Below are 16,924 nucleotides of genomic sequence, written 5' to 3' on the forward strand. Positions count from 1 at the left end.
GCGGCGCCAACCGCCGCATCTTGAAAGAAAGCTGAAAGCCCATGATCCCGCGTTATTCCCGACCCGACATGGTTGCCATCTGGTCGCCGGAAACCAAGTTCCGCATCTGGTTCGAGATCGAGGCGCATGCCTGCGACGCTCTGGCCGAGCTCGGCGTCATTCCGAAATCGGCGGCTCAGACGATCTGGGAAAAGGGCGGCAGCGCCACCTTCGACGTCGCCCGCATCGACGAGATCGAGGCCGTCACCAAGCATGACGTCATCGCCTTCCTGACCCATCTGGCCGAGTTCATCGGGCCCGACAGCCGTTTCGTGCACCAGGGCATGACCTCGTCCGACGTTCTGGACACCACGTTCAACATCCAGCTGGTGCGGGCGGCAGACCTGTTGCTCGTCGGCGTCGACCGGGTTCTGGCGGCGCTGAAAACCCGCGCCTTCGAGCACAAGGACACGGTGCGCATCGGCCGCAGCCATGGCATTCATGCCGAGCCGACCACCATGGGCCTGACCTTTGCCCGTTTCTACGCCGAGATGAGCCGCAACCGCGCCCGGCTGGTGGCCGCCCGCACTGAGGTCGCCACCGGCGCGATCTCCGGCGCCGTCGGCACCTTTGCCAATATCGATCCGGCCGTCGAGGAGCATGTCTGCGCCAAGCTCGGCCTCACCCCCGAGCCTGTCTCGACCCAGGTCATTCCGCGCGACCGCCATGCGATGTTCTTCGCAACGCTTGGCGTCATTGCTTCGTCGATTGAGAATGTGGCGATCGAGATCCGTCACATGCAGCGCACCGAAGTGCTGGAGGCGGAAGAATTCTTCTCGCCCGGCCAGAAAGGCTCGTCGGCGATGCCGCACAAGCGCAATCCGGTGCTGACCGAAAACCTCACCGGCCTTGCCCGGCTGGTGCGCATGTCGGTGGTGCCGGCGCTGGAAAACGTGGCGCTGTGGCACGAGCGCGACATCAGCCATTCGAGCGTCGAGCGGGCGATTGGGCCCGATACCACCATCACCCTCGACTTCGCCCTGAATCGCCTCGCCGGCGTGGTCGAGAAGCTGGTGATCTACCCGGAAAACATGCTGAAAAACATGAACAAGTTCCGCGGTCTGGTGATGAGCCAGCGGGTGCTGCTGGCGCTGACGCAAGCCGGCGTCAGCCGCGAAGATTCCTACCGCCTGGTGCAGCGCAATGCGATGCGCGTCTGGGAAAAGGGAGCCGACTTCCTGGAGGAACTGCTGGCCGACGAAGAGGTGCGGGCCGCCCTGCCCGAGGCCGAGATCCGCGAAAAATTCGACCTTGGCTATCACACCAAGCATGTCGACACGATCTTCAAGCGGGTTTTCGGCTAAGCTCCGAGCCATCACAAATGGCTGAGGCCCGGTATTGCCGGGCCTTTTTCCGCCCGAACGCCTGCCAGACCTTGACGCAACCCCCGACGATACGCAGATAAGGCCCATGAAGGTAGCAGACGCACATATTCTGATCGTTCCCGGCTATACCAATTCCGGACCAGACCACTGGCAGACCCGATGGCAGAACAAGCTGTCGACGGCGCGGCGCGTCGAGCAGGCCGAATGGTCGAAGCCGGTGCGCGAAGACTGGGTTCAGCGTCTCGTGGAGGAGGTCAATGCCTCGACCAAGCCGGTGGTGCTGGTCGCCCATTCCCTCGGCGTTGCCACCACGATCCATGCCGTTCCGCAGTTCAAGGTGCCGGTTGCCGGTGCCTTTCTCGTGGCGCCGCCGGATGTCGCCAATCCCGCCATCCGGCCCAAGCACCTGATGACCTTCGGGCCTTATCCGCGAGATCCCCTGCCCTTTCCGTCGATGACCATTGCCAGCCGCAACGATCCGTTCGGCACCTATGAGCATGCCGACGAGATGGCCAATGCCTGGGGTTCGATGCTGGTCGATGCCGGCGAAGCCGGGCATATCAATGCCGATTCCGGCCACGGGCCATGGCCGGAAGGCACAATGGTCTTTGCCCAGTTCCTGAGCCGCCTGCAGCCGTAACAGCCAGGGCCTGATGTCGGGCTTCTCCCGAAGCCAGACCTCGCGTTTCCAGCCGGATTACTCAGATTTAACCTGACGAATTAAATCCACCTTAAGCAACATTCGCTAGCTTGTCTCAACCTGAGATGTAAGCAGACGAAGAGTTGCCCTTGCGCCATCTTGAACCCGCAGACGCAGACAAGAGCGAAGCCACTGGATTCAGGTGGTTTTTCGATAGCTTGCCGCTGCCGGCCGCGCTGCTTGGCCACGACGGGAGCGTTCAGTCGGTCAATCCGCTGTTCTGCGAGCTTTGCGGCCGAAACGAATGGAGCCTGTTCGGCACACCGCTTGCCAATCTCATCCATCCCGACGACCGGGCCATCTTTCAGGCCATGCTGACCTCGGCCATGCCGACGGTCCGACCACGACAGACGGAACTTCGCCTGATCGACCTTTCGGGCCGTGACCGCTTTGTGGCGGCGGCCATCGCCCCGCTGGCGCGCGGCATCTCTGGTTCGCTTCCGAGCCTGATCGTGCAGTTTACCGATGTCAGCGCCAACAAGACTGCTTTGGCCGACCTGACCGAGACCGAAAGCCGCTGGAATTCCGCTTTGATCTGCTCGGCGTCGGGTGTCTGGGATCATCGCCTGGATAACGGCCAGATGTATTATTCGGATGTCTGGCGCAAAATCCGCGGGCTGGGGCCCGGAGATCCCTATCCACCGACCACGGAGGAATGGCTGGAACTGGTCCATCCCGACGACCGGGTCGGCGTGTTGCACAGCATCGAACGGCAAAACGCCGGCGATCCAAATTATACCACTTTCGAATACCGGGAGCGTCACAAGGACGGCCATTGGGTTTGGATCGAATGCCGCGGCGCCTGTGTCGAATGGGATGCTGACGGCCAGCCGGCGCGCATTATCGGCACGGACACCGATATCAGCGGGCGCAAGGCGTCGGAGGAAATGCTGGCACGCATGTCGCGCCGGCTGAAACTGGCGCTTGAAGTCTCGCGCATCGGTGTCTTCGAAGCCGATTTCGACGCCGGCACAGCCCAGTGGGACGAAGGCATGCTGGGCATTTTCGGCCTTAGCGGTGAGCGCGGCGAGACAACGGTCGAGATCGGCGGAAAATGGGAGCAGATGCTGCATCGCGACGATGCCAAGCGGGTGTTCGAACGGGTCGATTATCACGTCCAGAATCTCTTACCCTTTTCCGACGAATATCGGATCATCCTGCAGGACGGTTCGGAGCGCTACATCCGCTCGCGGACCATGCCGTTCATCGACAACGACGGACACCGCAAGATGATTGGCGCCAATTGGGACGTCACGGCGGATCTCGCCCTGCATCACGAACTGGAGCGGGCAAAGGTCCTTGCCGAAGCGCGCAACAGCGAGTTGGAAATCACCAAGGCGCATATCGAGCATATCGCCCTGCACGACCATCTCACCGACCTGCCGAACCGGCGCTATCTCGATGAGATGCTGGACGGTTTGGCGCAGAATTTCGCCGGCCAGGGCGGTGGCATTGCCGTGCTGCATATAGATCTCGACCGGTTCAAGCAGATCAACGACACGCTGGGTCACAATGCCGGCGACATGATGCTGAAGCATGCCTCAAGAGTGCTGAAGGCCAATGTGCGCGGCGGCGATTTCGTGGCGCGGATCGGCGGCGATGAATTTGTGTTCATTGCCCGATACGACGGATCCATGCGCGCGCTGTCCCATCTCGCCGACCGGATCATCGACAAGATGCGCAAGCCCGTCAACTACGAGGGCCACGAGTGCCGGGTCGGAGCCAGCATCGGCATCGCGTTCAGCAATGGTCCGCAGATCGACGCTCGCCAGTTGCTCTTAAATGCCGACATCGCGCTTTACCATGCCAAGAACCGCGGGCGGAACCGGTATGAATTCTTCTCGACGGATTCGCGCCGCGAAATGGTCGCGACCAAGCGCGTTTCGGACGAGATCCTGCGCGGCCTCGAATGTGACGAATTCACGCCCTACTACCAGTTCCAGTTCGATGCCAAGACCCTTGACATCGTCGGCGTCGAAACGCTGGCGCGATGGCAGCATCCGACGCGCGGCATTCTGACGCCCGACGCGTTTCTCACCATCGCCGACGATCTCGACGTCGTCGCGAACATCGATGGCCTGATCCTTGACAAGGCGCTCGTTGATTTCGGCATATGGCGCGCTGCGGGCCTTGCCATTCCGAAACTTTCGGTCAACGTGTCGGCGCGGCGCCTGCATGATCCTTCCCTGAAGAAGACGCTCAGTGCCTTGGTCATGGAGCCGGGAACCGTATCGTTCGAATTGCTGGAATCGATCTTTCTCGACAAGCATGACGACCAGGTTGTCGAGAACCTCGCCCATCTCCAAGATATGGGCATTGACATCGAGATCGATGATTTCGGCACCGGCCACGCCTCGATCGTCAGCCTGCTGCGGCTTAATCCGCGTACGCTCAAGATCGACCGGCAGCTGATCCAGTCGATCACGACCTCCAAGGAACAGCGCAAGCTGGTCGGTGCGATCATCGACATCGGCCATTCCCTGAACATTGGCGTCATCGCCGAAGGCGTCGAAACGGCGGATCACGCCCATGTGCTGCTGGAACTGGGCTGCGACACGCTGCAGGGTTTCGGCCTTGCCCGGCCCATGGCCTCCGCGGATGTCCAGGCCTTCATCACCGCCCAGTCCTGGCGGCAGGGAATGCTCGGCCGCAAGCCAACGCACTGACAAGGCAGACCGGTCGGGGACTATACCTGGCCCCAAAACGACAAAAGCGCGCGTTGACAGGGTCACGCGCGCTTGTTCGGTGTTGAAAGTCGCTTAGTTGCTCTGGACCTGATCCACGGCCTGGGCCAGGAGTTCCAGCATCTTGGCGCGGATCTCGTCGTCGCTGATGGACACGCCGCCGGCCGTCAGGTCGGTGCGGACCTTGCGGAACACGTCCTCGTCGCCGGCTTCCTCGAAATCGGACGCCACCACGTCCTTGGCATAGGCGTCCGCATCGGCATGACCGAGCAGTCCGGCGGCCCAAAGGCCGAGCAGCTTGTTACGCCGTGCTTCCGCCCTGAACTTCAGATCCTGGTCATGCGCGAACTTGTTTTCGAAAGCTTTTTCGCGATCACTGATGCCGCTCATCTGCGTCTCCCAAAATAATGCCGTGGATTGCGGGGTTTGTTTCCCCCATTAATCAAAAGCCTGTACAAAGTGCAATGCACCGTTTGTCGATTCTAAGGCCTGTTCCCATTTGGACGAAATAAAGGGAAGGAACAACAGCCGCATTGTGAAAACCTCCGGTTTCCGCTAAGGGACCGCTTCAATGATCGACCCAACGCGTCCCTTGAGCGACGCCAACAGCAGAGACAACCAGCCATGAACCGTCGCCGCCGTATTTACGAAGGCAAGGCAAAGATCCTTTATGAAGGACCGGAGCCGGGCACGCTGATCCAGTTCTTCAAGGACGACGCCACCGCGTTCAACAAGAAGAAGCATGATGTCATCGACGGCAAGGGTGTCCTGAACAACCGAATTTCGGAATATGTGTTCACGAACCTGAACAAGATCGGCATCCCCACCCATTTCATCCGCCGCCTCAACATGCGCGAGCAGCTGATCAAGGAAGTGGAGATCATTCCGCTCGAGATCGTCGTGCGCAATGTGGCGGCCGGCTCGCTGTCGAAGCGCCTCGGTATCGAGGAAGGCGTGGTCCTGCCTCGCTCCATCATCGAATTCTATTACAAGTCCGACGCGCTCGAGGATCCGATCGTCTCCGAAGAGCATATCACCGCCTTCGGCTGGGCCAATCCCGCCGAACTCGACGACATCATGGCGCTGGCCATTCGCGTCAACGACTTCCTGAGCGGTCTCTTCCTCGGCATCGGCATCCAGCTCGTCGATTTCAAGATCGAATGCGGCCGGCTTTACGAAGGCGACATGATGCGCATCATCCTGGCGGACGAGATTTCGCCGGACAGCTGCCGTCTGTGGGATATCGAGACCAACGAAAAGCTCGACAAGGACCGCTTCCGCCAGGATCTCGGCGGATTGCTGGAAGCCTATCAGGAAGTCGCCCGCCGTCTCGGCATCATCAACGAGAACGAGCCGCTGCGCGGCACCGGACCGGTTCTGGTCAAGTAACAACGGAGAGAGTGGAAGTGATCAAGGCACGCGTGACCGTCACACTGAAGAATGGCGTTCTCGACCCGCAGGGCAAGGCGATCGAAGGCGCGCTCGGCGCGCTCGGTTTCGACGGCGTCGGACATATCCGCCAGGGCAAGGTTTTCGATCTTGAACTGGACGGCACCGACACGGCCAAGGCCGAGGCCGACCTCAAGGCGATGTGCGAAAAGCTGCTCGCCAACACGGTCATCGAGAACTATACTATCGCTCTCGCCTAACGGTTGAAGGGTGATGCGATGGCTGAAGTCACGAGTGAGCTCTTATTTGAGCTGATGAAGCGGATGCATACGGATCTGGCCGGCCTGAAGGACGGTCAAAAGGATATCCGGCAGGACCTGTTGAGCCTGCGCAACCAGATTCATCTCCTGCAGGGCGACTTCAATACCATGCGCGGATCCCTCGCGCATTTCGAGACACGACTAGACCGCATCGAAAATCGGCTGGAGTTGCGTGAACTCCAGGAAGCACAATCAAGGTTCGAGCCACATCCATGAAATCAGCCGTCGTTCAACTTCCAGGCCTCAATCGCGACCGTGACATGCTGGCGGCGCTGACCAAGATTTCCGGCCATGCGCCGATCACCGTCTGGCAGACGGAAACCGAAATCCCCGATGTCGACCTGATCGTCATTCCCGGCGGGTTTTCCTATGGCGATTATCTGCGCTGCGGCGCCATTGCTGCGCGCATGCCGGTCATGCAGGCGATCAAGGCCAAGGCGGAACAGGGCGTCAAAGTTCTCGGCGTCTGCAACGGCTTCCAGATCCTGGTCGAAGCCGGCATGCTGCCCGGCGCGTTGATGCGCAATGCCTCGCTGAAATTTGTGTGCCGCGAGATCAAGCTGAAGGTGGTCAACGACGACACAGACTTTACCCGCGCCTATGCCAAGGATCAGGTGATCCGCTGCCCGGTCGCCCATCACGACGGCAATTATTTCGCCGATGCCGAGACGCTGAAAAGCATCGAGGACAATGGCCAGGTGGTGTTCCGCTATGCTGACGGCACCAATCCGAACGGTTCGATGAACGACATTGCCGCCGTCATCAATGCGCGCGGCAATGTGCTGGGCATGATGCCGCATCCGGAAAACCTGATCGAAGCGGCCCATGGCGGCAATGACGGCCGCGGCATCTTTGCCTCGGCACTCGACGTAATCGCTGCTTAACTGTCAGCGTGATAGGGAGGGCGAAAGCCCCAACCGAAAGCATTTCATGCGCATTGCCCTTACCGTCTTCGCCTGCCTCGGCCTTCTGGCCCTCTCCGCCTGCCAGCCGAAGGCACCCGGCCCCGCGGCCAGAACGCAATCGGCGCTCGACGTCATGGAGAAAGTGGCGGTCGGCGCCAATCGCTGCTGGATGAAATCCGGCGATGCGGCCTTCAAGGCCTATGAGATGGCGCCGGAGCTGAATTCCTTCAGCGGCAAGCCGCGTTTTCTGCTGGTGCGGCGCGGCAGCCGGGACATCCGCCCGGTTCTGGTCGTGCAGGCCGAAGGCCGGCCTGCCAAGCTGAGCGCCTTCGGTCCGATGATGGGCGAGCCGACGGCTGCCCGTATCGCCGCCGACGTCAAGCGTTGGGCGGCCGGCGACAAGGGCTGCTGATCGGCGTCAGCGCAGATCGCGATTGCTGACCGAGACGACCGCCAGAGATTACCGCCAGAACGGCTGGCTTGCCTCGCGGAGCGCCTGAGCCCGCGTGACACCGATATCGCGCAATTGCTCGTCGGTCAGATCCGCCAGCGTCTTGCGGCTGCGGCGCTTGTCGATGCGCGTCATGCACCAGGACCAAGCGGCGGAGAGCAGACCCGCGCGCTTTGCCTGCAGCGCCTTCGTCTCGGTGGAACCGGATAGCAGTGATTGACATCCAGATATTGTATCGATTGCACTCATAACATTCCAGCCAATCCTTCGATTTCGGATGACAATGCTGATAGCTTGACAGAGATACCGATACAATATAGGGAATTGTCACCATGACAAATTGGATTCCCAATCTCTCCGCGGGTTCCGGTCCGCTTTACAGTCGGCTTGCCGATCAGATCGAACGGGCGATTTCGGACGGCGCCCTGCCGCCCGGCGCCAAATTGCCGCCGCAGCGCAATCTCGCCTATGATCTCGGGGTGACAATCGGTACAATCGGTCGCGCCTATACGATGATCCGCGAGCGCGGCCTTGTCAGCGGCGAAGTCGGGCGGGGCACCTATGTGCTGGACCGCTCAACGGAGGCGCCGGATGCAGCCCTCGATCCGGTCAGCGTCAACCTCGCCGGCACGCGCGTCATCAACGCGCCACCGGGCAAGATCCGCTTCGACAGTACGGCAGCGCCCGATATCGGCCAGGGCGTGATCCTTGGCCGGATGTTCGCCGAGATGATGCGCGACCATCCGTCCGAGATCTCCAGTTACACCCGCAGCTTTCCGCAGACCTGGTTCGAGGCCGGTCAGACATGGCTGTCGCGCGGGCCATGGTCGCCGGAGATCGACAGTATCGTGCCGACGCTCGGCGCCCATGCCGGCGTCATGGCGGTTCTGTCGGCCGTCACCGCACCCGGCGACAAGATCGTCTTCGAGAACCTCACCTATTCGCAGATCAGCCGCAGCGCCGGCCTGATCGGTCGCCGCAGCATTCAGGTGGAATCGGATGAACACGGGCTGATCCCCGAGGATTTCGAGCGGGTCTGCGCGCAGCAACACCCGAGAGCCGCCTTCCTGATGCCCTCGGCGCAGAACCCGACAGTCGCCACCCTTTCCCTGAAGCGGCGCCAGCAGATCGCCGAGATCGCCCGGACCCATTCCGTCTGGCTGATCGAGGACAATCTCTACGGCTCGATGGCCGACGACGACCTGCCGTTGCTGGCAGAACTGGCGCCTGACCGCACCTTTCTGGTCGGTGGCCTGTCGAAATCGGTGGCGGCCGGCGTGCGCGGCGGCTGGGTCGCCTGCCCCCCACATTTCAGCCAGCGCATCCGCATTGCCCACAAGATGGTGACCGGTGGCATCCCGTTCATGCTGGCCGAAATCTGCGCGCGGCTGGTGCTGTCGGGCGAGGCTGCGGCCATTCGCCGGAAATGCATCGACGAGATCAATGCGCGCCAGCGCATCGCCCACGAGATCCTGTCCTGTCTCGACTACCAGTCGCTGCCCAACATTCCATTCCTGTGGCTGAAATTGCCGGAGCCTTGGCTGTCCGGCACGTTCCGCAATGCAGCCCTTGATGCCGGTGTTCTGGTCGATGACGAAGACGAGTTCAAGGCGGGCCGGCCGGACAAGGTCTTCCACCGTGCCCGCATCGGCTATTCGGCTCCGGCCGACCGCGAAGAGGTGCGCCAGGGCATGCTGACCCTGCGCCGCCTGCTCGACAATGGTCGCTCCGGCTATGACAGCTATGCCTGAAGGGCGCCGCCCGGCGGAATTGGTGGATTGCCGCGCAATCGTGCCTTCAGGACAACACTTTCCTGTCGCACCGGCTGGCGGCATGCGCTAAAGAGACGTCAGAACCTCTCCTGAATGGATCTGACGGCACCGATGACGATTTCCAATTCCCGCCCCATCACTCCCGATCTGATTGCCAGCCATGGCCTGAAGCCGGACGAGTATCAGCGCATTCTGGACCTGATCGGCCGCGAGCCGACATTTACGGAATTGGGCATCTTTTCCGCCATGTGGAACGAGCATTGTTCCTACAAGTCCTCCAAGCGCTGGCTGCGCACCCTGCCGACCACCGGCGTCCGGGTCATCCAGGGGCCCGGCGAAAATGCCGGCGTGGTGGATATCGACGATGGCGATGTCGTTGTGTTCAAGATGGAGAGCCACAACCACCCGTCCTATATCGAACCCTATCAGGGGGCTGCGACCGGGGTCGGCGGCATTCTGCGCGACGTCTTCACCATGGGTGCCCGGCCGATTGCCGCGATGAATGCCCTGCGCTTCGGGGCGCCGGACCATGCCAAGACCCGCCATCTGGTGTCGGGCGTGGTCGCCGGCGTCGGCGGCTACGGCAATTCCTTCGGCGTGCCGACGGTCGGCGGCGAAGTGGAATTCGATGAACGCTATAACGGCAATATCCTGGTCAATGCCTTTGCGGCGGGCCTTGCCAAGTCGGACGGCATTTTTCTGTCGGAAGCCAAGGGCGTCGGCCTGCCGGTCGTCTATCTCGGTGCCAAGACCGGCCGCGACGGCGTCGGCGGCGCGACCATGGCGTCGGCCGAATTCGACGAATCGATCGAGGAAAAGCGCCCGACTGTTCAGGTCGGCGACCCCTTCACCGAAAAGTGCCTGCTGGAAGCCTGCCTTGAGCTGATGCAGACCGGCGCGGTCATTGCCATCCAGGACATGGGGGCTGCCGGTCTTACCTGTTCGGCGGTCGAAATGGGCGCCAAGGGCGATCTCGGCATTGAACTCGATCTCGACACCGTGCCGGTGCGCGAAGACCGCATGACGGCCTATGAGATGATGCTGTCGGAAAGCCAGGAGCGCATGCTCATGGTTCTCGAGCCCTCCAAGGAAGAGGTCGCCAAGGCGATCTTCGTCAAATGGGGGTTGGACTTCGCCATCGTCGGCAAGACCACCGACGATCTGCGCTTCCGCGTCCTGCACCAGGGCGAGGAAGTCGCCAATCTGCCGATCAAGGACCTGGGCGACCAGGCACCGGAATATGACCGGCCGTGGCGCGAGCCCGCCAAGCGCGCGCCCCTGCCCGCCAATCTGGTGGCCGAACCGGCCGACTACGGCCAGGCGCTGATGACGCTGGTCGGCTCGCCGAACCAGTCGAGCCGCCGCTGGGTCTACGAGCAATATGACACGCTGATCCAGGGCAATTCGCTGCAGCTGCCGGGCGGCGATGCCGGCGTGGTGCGCGTCGAGACCCATCCGAAAAAGGCGCTGGCCTTCTCGTCGGACGTGACGCCGCGCTATGTCGAGGCCGATCCGTTCGAAGGCGGCAAGCAGGCCGTGGCCGAATGCTGGCGCAATATCACGGCGACCGGCGCCGAGCCGCTGGCGGCCACCGACAACCTCAATTTCGGCAATCCGGAAAAGCCTGAAATCATGGGCCAGCTGGTCAAGGCGATCGAGGGCATCGGCGAGGCCTGCCGGGCGCTCGACTTCCCGATCGTTTCCGGCAATGTGTCGCTCTACAACGAGACCAATGGCGTGGCCATCCTGCCGACCCCGACCATTGCCGGCGTCGGCTTACTTCCCGACTGGAGCCGCATGGCGAAGATCGGCACGGCCAAGGACGGTGACCATCTTCTGATGATCGGCGTCGATGGCTCGCATCTGGGTTCCTCGGTCTACCTGCGCGACGTCGTCGGCGTGGTCGACGGTCCGGCACCCGAGGTCGACCTGCATGCCGAACGCCGCAATGGCGACTTCGTGCGCTCGGCGATCCGCAACGGCCAGGTGACCGCCTGCCACGACATTTCCAGCGGCGGCCTTGCCATTACCCTTGCCGAAATGGCGATGGCTTCGGACAAGGGAATGAGCATCGATCTGTCGGAAGGCCGCGGCATGAGCCATGCCCTGCTGTTCGGTGAGGACCAGGCCCGTTACGTGCTGGCCGTACCGTCCGAGCTTGCCAATTTCATCTGCGCCAATGCCGAAGGCTCGGGCGTTCCGTTCCGCCGGCTCGGCACGGTGGGCGGCACGGCCCTTTCGGTCGACGGCCTCTTTGCCCTGCCGATTGAGCAATTGCGCCGGGCCCATGAATCGTGGTTCCCTGATTTCATGGATGGCGAGACCAACCAGCTCGCCGCTGCAGAGTAAGACGAAGAACAAGGAGCTTGCCCATGGCCATGAATCCCGGCGACATCGAAGACATGATCAAGGCAGGCATTCCCGGCGCCAAGGTGGTCATCCGTGACCTGGCCGGCGACGGCGACCATTATGCGGCCGAAGTCGTGGCCGAAGCCTTCCGCGGCAAGACCCGCGTTCAGCAACACCAGATGGTCTATGACGCCCTCAAGGGCAATATGGGCGGCGTGCTGCATGCGCTCGCCCTGCAGACCTCCATTCCTCCCGAGCTTTGACAGTCACAACAGGCACACGACCATGGCGAATATTATCGGTACGTTTTTCAGCTCGCTGGTGAAGTCCATTTCAGAGGAGCTGTCCCAGTCGAAGCGACGGCAGCCCCGGGTCGATGCCCCGACGATCGCTGCCAAGAAGAAGCTGGCGGCAGAAAAGGAACTGGCGCGCAGCAAGCGGGCCCGCAACGCCCGCCGCGTCACCCGGAAGAGCCGCTAAGGCCCCGTTCACCGGTCCAGGCATGATCATGGCGGACCGGCAGAAACGCTTTCGTTTCAATTCGGGCTGGAATTTGTCGCGTCGCATGCTATCTAGAGAACAGATTTCAAGCAGCGGATCTTGACCCCGCATGTGAAAGGAACAGACCTATGAGCGGAATTCACGACCTCATCGACAATGAAGTGAAAAGCAACGATGTCGTTCTTTTCATGAAGGGCACGCCGCAGTTTCCGCAATGTGGCTTCTCCGGCCAAGTCGTGCAGATTCTCGACTATCTCGGCGTCGACTACAAGGGCGTCAATGTGCTGGCAGATGCGGAAATCCGCCAGGGCATCAAGGATTATTCGAACTGGCCGACCATTCCGCAGCTCTATGTCAAGGGCGAGTTTGTCGGCGGCTGCGACATTATCCGGGAAATGTTCCAGGCGGGTGAGCTGCAGGGCCACCTTCAGGAACAGGGCATCAGCGTTCGCGGCGCGGCATAAGCTCTCGCCACGCCCCTTTGTTTGAAGGGGCCGAACCACATCGGTTTCATTGCATATGGGGCGTTGCGTCAAGCAACGCCTTATTTCCGTTTCAGGATCCAATTTTATGACAAATCCGTCACAAACGGCCCCTGCCGCCTTGAAAGGCATGGGCAAAGTCGAATTCATTGCCATGATGGCCCTTCTGATGGCGCTGAATGCCCTGGCCATCGACATCATGCTGCCGGGCCTGCAAGAGATCGGCCAGTCGCTGAACGTGATGAACGAGAACCACCGGCAATATGTGGTGACTGCCTATCTGATCGGCTTCGGCGTCGCGCAGCTGTTCTACGGGCCGATCGCCGACCGCTTCGGTCGCCGCAATCCGATGCTCTTCGGCCTTGGCATCTATGTCCTCTCATCGCTGGCCGTGATTTTCGTGCCGTCGTTTGCCGGCCTTCTGGTATTGCGTTTCGTGCAGGGCATCGGTTCGGCGGCAACGCGCGTCATCACCGTCTCGATCGTGCGCGACGTCTACGGCGGCCGGCAGATGGCCGAGGTCATGTCGCTGATCATGATGGTGTTCATGGTCGTGCCGGTCATTGCGCCGGGCACGGGCCAGGTGGTGATGCTGCTCGGCCACTGGCACCTGATCTTCATCTTCATGGCGATTGCCGCCTTGGTGGTTGGCTTGTGGATGTATCTGCGCCTGCCGGAAACCCTGTCTCCGGCCGATACCAGACCGTTCACGGTGACGTCGATCCTGGCCGGGTTCAAGATCGTGCTGACCAACCGCATGGCGCTTTGCTACACGATTGCCAGCACCTTCATCTTCGGCGCGCTGTTCGGCTTCATCAATTCCGCCCAGCAGGTCTATGTCGGCATCTACCAGCTCGGGGTTTGGTTCCCGGTCGCCTTTGCCGCCGTCGCCCTGTTCATGGCGCTGTCGTCCTTCGTCAACTCCAAGCTGGTCGGGCGTATCGGCATGCGGCGCCTGTCGCATGCCTCGCTGCTCGGTTTCATCGGCATCACCTTCGTATGGTTTCTCGGCCAGTATTTCGGGCCGCAGCCGATGCCGTTTGCGATCTTCATCACGCTGTTTTCGCTCGCCATGTTCCAGTTCGGCTGGATCGGCTCGAACTTCAACTCGCTGGCCATGGAGCCGCTCGGCCATGTGGCCGGCACGGCCTCGTCGGTGCTGGGGTTCATGGGCACGGTCGGCGGATCGCTGATCGGCGCGATGATCGGCCAGGCCTATGACGGAACGGCCCTACCGATGGTCACCGGCTATTTCGTCGTGTCGCTGATCGGATTGATCTTCGTGCTGATCGGCGAAAAAGGCCGGCTGTTCCAGGCCCAGAACGCGCCGCGCTGAAGAGCCACAGCAGACACAAAAAGGCCCGGAGCGATCCGGGCCTTTTTCGTTAGACAGTAAAGATCTTGTCGCGCAGTTCCTGCCAGGCGTCCTCGTCGGCGGCAATCAGCAGCCCGCCTGATGTGTGATGCGGCAGATAGGGCGATCCGTCGAAGCGGGCGGCATGGGCGCCGGCCTCCTGCACCATCAGCGTGCCGGCCAGGTGATCCCAGGGCATCAGCTTGTTGTACATGGCAAAGTCCATATGGCCCTGGCACAGGATGCGGTATTCGTGGGCGGCACAGCGATAGCTGGTGAACAGCCGGACGTCGGCAAGATTGGACAGGATTCGCCGGCGGGTGTCGATGTCGAAGAAGCCGGTATTGGCGATGCCGATCATCTGCGCCAGCGGCTGCGACGGGCGCATGAACATCTGCTCCTGGGAACCGTCCGGCTTGCACAGCCAGGCGCCGGAGCCCTTTTCGGCGATCGCCCAGTCGTTGCCGAGCGGATCGAAGATGATGCCGGCCACCGTCTCGCCGGCTTTGACCACGCTCATCATCACCCCGAAAAGCGGCAGGCCGGCGGCGAAATTGAAGGTGCCGTCGATGGGATCGACGATCACGGCAAGCTCGGCATCGGCAATCTTGTCAAGGATGGACGGGTCGGCGGCCACGGCCTCCTCGCCGATGAACACGGCATCGGGCAGGATCTCGGCAACGCGGGCGCGGATCAGCCGTTCGGCTGCCTCGTCCGCCTCGGTGACGACATCGATCGCCTCGGACTTCATCCGCACATCGCCATCGCCGAGATTGCGGAAGCGCGGCATGATCTCGGTATAGGCTGCCTCCTGCAGCAGATTGGCAAGGGCAGCAATATCGAGTTCGGCCATAACAGTTCCTTTCAGTGATTTTGCATATCTGTGTGAGGCGGCTCAGGCGAGAACCACGTCCTTCAAGACCATGTCCCAGCTGTCGCGATCCGGTGCCGACAGAATGCCGCCGGAGAGATCGCCCGGCAGATAGGGGCTGCCGTCGAAACGCGCCGTATAGCCGCCGGCCTCGGCATGGATCAGGACGCCGGCCAGATGATCCCAGGGCATCAGTTTATAGTGGCCGATGAAATGCACCTTGCCGGTGGCCACCAGCCAATATTCATAGGCCGAGCAATTAAACGCAAAGGCCATCTTGGCCTTGGTCAGGTTGCCGGCGATGCGGCGCTTTTCGTCGCCCTTCAATTCGTTGATGGAGATCGTTCCGACCATGGACGAGAGATCGCAGCCGGCGGCCACCTTCAAGGACGTGCGCTCGCCATTGGCGCGCAGGAAATGCGCACCTGCACCGCGCGATGCCACCAGGGTATCGCCCAGCACCGATTCATGGATGATGCCCGCCACCGTCTCGCCGCGCACCACGACCGCGAGATTGGTACCGTAGAGCGGCAGGCCGGCCTGAAAATTGAAGGTTCCATCGACCGGATCGATCACGAAAGCCAGGTCCGCATCCCTCAGGGCGCCGATCATGCCCGGATTGACTTCGCAAGCCTCCTCGCCCACCACCAGAGCGCCGGGCCAACGGGCCAGAAACGCCTCCGTCATCTGCTTTTCCGACAGAAGATCGGCCTCCGTCACCAGATCGATCGACGATTTTTTCTGGGCGATATCGGCATGACCGAGCCGGCGAAAGCGGGGCGCGATCTGGCTTGCGGCGGCGTCCTTGACGATCTGCAGGACGGCGTCGATATCATGGTCATGAAACACGGAAAAACTCTCTCAAGGCTGGTGAAAACTCAAAAATCTCGCATGCGCCTGGCTCAAGAAGGCTTCGTGACAGTCAGGCCCGAAAAGTCGAAAAGTTTCGGATCGAGCAGATGGGACGGATTGACGTGGCCGAGCGCCCGCAGCATGGCATCCTTGCGGCCCGGCATCTTCGCTTCTATACCGGCCAGCATCTCCTTCATCAGATTGCGCTGCAGGCCGTCCTGGGAGCCGCAGAGGTCGCAAGGGATGATCGGGAACTGCATGGCGGCGGCGAATTTCGCCATGTCATCCTCGGCGGCATAGGCAAGCGGCCGCAGCACCAACATGTCGCCCTCGTCGTTCATCAGCTTGGCCGGCATGGCGGCGAGACGCCCACCATGGAAGAAGTTCATGAAGAAGGTTTCCAGAATGTCTTCGCGGTGATGGCCGAGCACCAGGGCGTCGCAGCCCTCCTCGCGGGCGATGCGATAGAGATTGCCGCGCCGCAGCCGCGAACAGAGCGCGCAATAGGTGGCACCCTCCGGCACTTTTTCCTTCACGATCGAATAGGTGTCGCGATATTCGATGCGATGCGCGACGCCGATCGATTTCAGATAGTCCGGCAGGACATGTTTCGGGAAGTTCGGCTGGCCCTGGTCGAGATTGCAGGCAATCAGTTCGACCGGCAGCAGGCCCCGCCATTTGAGATCGAGCAGCAGCGCCAGAAGGCCGTAGCTGTCCTTGCCGCCCGACACACCGATCAGCCAGCGACGCTGGTCCTTCAGCATGTCGAAATCGCCGATCGCTTGGCGGACCTGACGCAGCAGGCGCTTGCGCAGCTTGTTGAACGAAACGGAGCTTTGGGCCGCCGCAAACAGCGGATGGCGCAGCGCGTCGTCGGCGCCGTCGTCTGCAAGCTCGGCGGTGGTATCCTGAACCGCGCGCATATCCATT

Annotated in this window: 19 protein-coding genes; 14 read left to right on the forward strand and 5 right to left on the reverse strand. The window is 61.5% G+C overall.

From position 1 onward, the window contains the following. Positions 1-41: 41 nt before the first annotated feature. The 3 genes from purB (at position 42) to HGO38_RS26365 (ending at position 4,730) form a co-directional block, all read left to right on the forward strand. Positions 42-1,343 carry an adenylosuccinate lyase gene (gene purB, locus HGO38_RS26355; RefSeq protein WP_250958784.1) on the forward strand — a complete coding sequence of 434 codons (1,302 nt, stop codon included), beginning with the start codon at positions 42-44 and terminating at the stop codon, positions 1,341-1,343. Positions 1,344-1,449: 106 nt separating this feature from the next. Next, complete coding sequence (locus HGO38_RS26360; protein WP_250958785.1) at positions 1,450-2,004, forward strand: RBBP9/YdeN family alpha/beta hydrolase; 555 nt, start codon at positions 1,450-1,452, stop codon at positions 2,002-2,004. Positions 2,005-2,147: 143 nt separating this feature from the next. Further along, positions 2,148-4,730: a sensor domain-containing protein gene (locus HGO38_RS26365; RefSeq protein ID WP_502941636.1), complete on the forward strand. Its 2,583-nt coding sequence runs from the start codon at positions 2,148-2,150 to the stop codon at positions 4,728-4,730. A gap of 93 nt (positions 4,731-4,823) precedes the next feature. Here the strand turns inward: HGO38_RS26365 and HGO38_RS26370 are convergent, their stop codons facing one another. After that, positions 4,824-5,138 carry a DUF1476 domain-containing protein gene (locus HGO38_RS26370; protein WP_250958787.1) on the reverse strand — a complete coding sequence of 105 codons (315 nt, stop codon included), beginning with the start codon at positions 5,136-5,138 and terminating at the stop codon, positions 4,824-4,826. A 234-nt stretch (positions 5,139-5,372) separates the two neighbouring features. Here HGO38_RS26370 and purC point away from each other — a divergent pair, with 234 nt between their 5' ends. From purC to HGO38_RS26395, 5 genes are read left to right on the forward strand one after another with little or no spacing between them, the layout of a single operon-like run. Next, entirely contained in the window at positions 5,373-6,137 is a 765-nt protein-coding gene (gene purC, locus HGO38_RS26375) for a phosphoribosylaminoimidazolesuccinocarboxamide synthase (RefSeq protein WP_250958788.1), read from the forward strand. A 17-nt stretch (positions 6,138-6,154) separates the two neighbouring features. Continuing rightward, on the forward strand, positions 6,155-6,397 hold the full coding sequence (gene purS, locus HGO38_RS26380) for a phosphoribosylformylglycinamidine synthase subunit PurS (protein ID WP_250958789.1): 243 nt from the start codon (positions 6,155-6,157) through the stop codon (positions 6,395-6,397). Between the two features lie 18 nt (positions 6,398-6,415). Further along, positions 6,416-6,673 (forward strand): hypothetical protein, encoded by a 258-nt coding sequence (locus HGO38_RS26385; RefSeq protein ID WP_250958790.1) that lies wholly within the window; start codon positions 6,416-6,418, stop codon positions 6,671-6,673. After that, entirely contained in the window at positions 6,670-7,341 is a 672-nt protein-coding gene (gene purQ, locus HGO38_RS26390; RefSeq protein ID WP_250958791.1) for a phosphoribosylformylglycinamidine synthase subunit PurQ, read from the forward strand. Before HGO38_RS26385 ends, purQ begins: the two co-directional genes overlap by 4 nt. Positions 7,342-7,387: 46 nt before the next feature. After that, positions 7,388-7,774: a hypothetical protein gene (locus HGO38_RS26395; protein WP_250958792.1), complete on the forward strand. Its 387-nt coding sequence runs from the start codon at positions 7,388-7,390 to the stop codon at positions 7,772-7,774. A gap of 48 nt (positions 7,775-7,822) precedes the next feature. On the opposite strand, the gene HGO38_RS26400 is transcribed toward HGO38_RS26395, so the two are convergent. Next, a complete protein-coding gene (locus tag HGO38_RS26400) occupies positions 7,823-7,948 on the reverse strand; it encodes a DUF1127 domain-containing protein (protein WP_250958793.1) in 126 nt (41 codons plus the stop codon). Positions 7,949-8,145: 197 nt separating this feature from the next. Between HGO38_RS26400 and HGO38_RS26405 the strand changes: the two genes are divergently transcribed. From HGO38_RS26405 to HGO38_RS26430, 6 genes are all read left to right on the forward strand, one after another. Next, positions 8,146-9,564 carry an aminotransferase-like domain-containing protein gene (locus tag HGO38_RS26405; RefSeq protein ID WP_250958794.1) on the forward strand — a complete coding sequence of 473 codons (1,419 nt, stop codon included), beginning with the start codon at positions 8,146-8,148 and terminating at the stop codon, positions 9,562-9,564. Between the two features lie 132 nt (positions 9,565-9,696). Then, entirely contained in the window at positions 9,697-11,934 is a 2,238-nt protein-coding gene (purL, locus tag HGO38_RS26410; RefSeq protein ID WP_250958838.1) for a phosphoribosylformylglycinamidine synthase subunit PurL, read from the forward strand. Between the two features lie 23 nt (positions 11,935-11,957). After that, the gene (locus HGO38_RS26415) at positions 11,958-12,197 is read left to right on the forward strand and encodes a BolA/IbaG family iron-sulfur metabolism protein (protein WP_250958795.1); all 240 of its coding nucleotides are present in this window, start codon (positions 11,958-11,960) and stop codon (positions 12,195-12,197) included. 22 nt (positions 12,198-12,219) lie between these two features. Next, positions 12,220-12,414 (forward strand): hypothetical protein, encoded by a 195-nt coding sequence (locus HGO38_RS26420; RefSeq protein WP_250958796.1) that lies wholly within the window; start codon positions 12,220-12,222, stop codon positions 12,412-12,414. A 149-nt stretch (positions 12,415-12,563) separates the two neighbouring features. After that, positions 12,564-12,899, forward strand: a complete 336-nt coding sequence (gene grxD / locus HGO38_RS26425; RefSeq protein ID WP_168472950.1) for a Grx4 family monothiol glutaredoxin — start codon at positions 12,564-12,566, stop codon at positions 12,897-12,899. 106 nt (positions 12,900-13,005) lie between these two features. Then, a complete protein-coding gene (locus tag HGO38_RS26430) occupies positions 13,006-14,253 on the forward strand; it encodes a multidrug effflux MFS transporter (RefSeq protein ID WP_502941637.1) in 1,248 nt (415 codons plus the stop codon). Positions 14,254-14,302: 49 nt separating this feature from the next. Here HGO38_RS26430 and HGO38_RS26435 read toward each other — a convergent pair whose 3' ends face one another. The 3 genes from HGO38_RS26435 to ttcA are packed head-to-tail and all read right to left on the reverse strand — an operon-like array spanning position 14,303 to position 16,917. Next, positions 14,303-15,124, reverse strand: coding sequence for an inositol monophosphatase family protein (locus tag HGO38_RS26435; protein ID WP_250958797.1), 822 nt, complete (start codon positions 15,122-15,124; stop codon positions 14,303-14,305). Positions 15,125-15,166: 42 nt separating this feature from the next. Then, a complete protein-coding gene (locus HGO38_RS26440) occupies positions 15,167-15,991 on the reverse strand; it encodes an inositol monophosphatase family protein (protein ID WP_250958798.1) in 825 nt (274 codons plus the stop codon). A gap of 53 nt (positions 15,992-16,044) precedes the next feature. After that, the gene (gene ttcA, locus HGO38_RS26445) at positions 16,045-16,917 is read right to left on the reverse strand and encodes a tRNA 2-thiocytidine(32) synthetase TtcA (RefSeq protein WP_250958840.1); all 873 of its coding nucleotides are present in this window, start codon (positions 16,915-16,917) and stop codon (positions 16,045-16,047) included. Positions 16,918-16,924 lie beyond the last annotated feature (7 nt).

This window comes from Rhizobium sp. CG5, from assembly GCF_023701945.1.
In the GTDB taxonomy this organism is placed as follows: Bacteria; Pseudomonadota; Alphaproteobacteria; order Rhizobiales; family Rhizobiaceae; genus Allorhizobium.